Annotated in this window: 1 protein-coding gene; it reads left to right on the forward strand. The window is 66.4% G+C overall.

The genetic code is table 11. The features are described from left to right. Nucleotides 1-18 precede the first annotated feature (18 nt). The gene (locus tag AC5Y4Z_RS26195; protein WP_499967945.1) at nucleotides 19-1,452 is read left to right on the forward strand and encodes an IS110 family RNA-guided transposase; all 1,434 of its coding nucleotides are present in this window, start codon (nucleotides 19-21) and stop codon (nucleotides 1,450-1,452) included. The last annotated feature ends 234 nt before the right edge of the window (nucleotides 1,453-1,686 follow it).

The raw sequence follows: 1,686 nt of genomic DNA on the forward strand, positions 1-1,686 counted from the left end.
CGGCGTAGTAAGAGAGCTATGCCGATCGAAATGTGTGTTGATGAAGGTGAAAAGGACGCCCTCCTGGTGTCGTTGACGGGCTTGGAAACCCAATACATCCAGGAGGACGTCATGGTTCAGGGTAGTGATCTGTCGCGCGGTGACAAGCGGCGCAATGCCAGGTTGGCGCGGCTGCGGGAATTGGTTCCGGCCGGCAACGCGATCGCGGCGCTCGATCTGGCCGATGAGAAGCAGGTCCTGGTGTTGACCGATCATGATTCGCGGGTGCTGGCGCGGCGACGGGTCAAGGCCAAGGCGTGGCGGTTGGGTCCGGTGTTGGAGTGGGCCCGCCAGAAGGCCCGCGAGCTGGGCTTCGACGATGTCACGATCGGGTGTGAGCCCACTGGGCATCGTTGGCGGGTGCTCGATCAGCTTGCCGCGCAACAGGATATGGCGTTGGTGTGCGTGCAACCGCTGCTGGTGGGGCGCGCGCGGGAGTCTGAGGACTACACCCGGGATAAGACTGACGACAAGGACGCTGTGCTGATCGCACGGCTGGTGGCTCAGCTGCGCTGTTATGTGCCCGAGCGCGCCGATGAGACCTGGGCGCAGTTGCGCCAACTGGGCTCCTATCGGGATCGGTTGATCACCACGGCCACTGCGGGTGTGCAGCAGCTGCGCGACCTGCTGGGGTGTGCCTGGCCGGCGGTGCTGTCGGCGGCCGCTGATCCGTTGAACTCGATCACCTGGTGCGCGGCGCTGGCGATGGTGCTGGATCGCTGTGATGGCCGTCCCGAACGGCTGGCTCGCGGCGGCTATCAGCGGTTTGAGGACGCGGTGCGCCGCGAGTTTGGGCGCTGGGGTGGCCAGCGGGGTCCACGGCGGCGCATCGTGGCCGGTGTCTATGCCGCCTTGACCGATCCGGCCGGGGTCGCAACGCAACGACGGGGAGCGTTGCAGCGCGGCAGGTGGGTGCTGGCCGACTGGCGCAGCGCCAAGTCTCGGCTGGCCGAGGTCGACGCCCACATGCTGGTGATCCTCGATGAGCTGGAGCTGACTGAGCTGGTGAGCAGTATTCCCGGCGTCAGCGCCCTGGGGGCGGCGGCCATTTTGGCTGAGACCGGTGACCTCACCCGTTTCGATAGCCCGCGTGCGCTGGTCAAACACGCCGGGCTGTGCCCGCGGGAAAACACCAGCGGCACCATGACCGGACGATCGCGGATCTCCGGGCGGGGTCGGCCTCGGCTGCGGCTGGCTGCCTGGCGCGCGGTATGGGGTGCGCTCCGGCACAACCCAGTGATGGAGGCCCGCTACCGGTACCTGACCACCCGAGAAACCAACCGGCTCACCGATGGTCAGGCCCGAGCCGCCGTCGCCGCCGCGTTGCTGCGCTGGATCCATGTCGTCGTCACCCAACGCGTCACCTGGGACCCCGCTATCGTCGCCGTCGCCGAGCTGCCCGCGGCTGCCTAACCCCGAAAAACCCGCCCGAGCCAACCGAATACAACAGGTTGGGGCCAAGCTCCACCCGGCGTAGAGGACCACCTCGACCGACACCCTGAGCAGGCCCGCCCGTTTCCTCACCAAACTCGATTGCACGCTGTCGGGGGCACAACGACCCCGTTTGATGAACTACGTAGAGACGAGGAACGGGCAGGGCCCCAACCTATTGACTAATTCCCCTTACGTTGGTGTCGGGTGCTTTTG

The organism is Mycobacterium sp. NGS63, assembly GCF_059812295.1.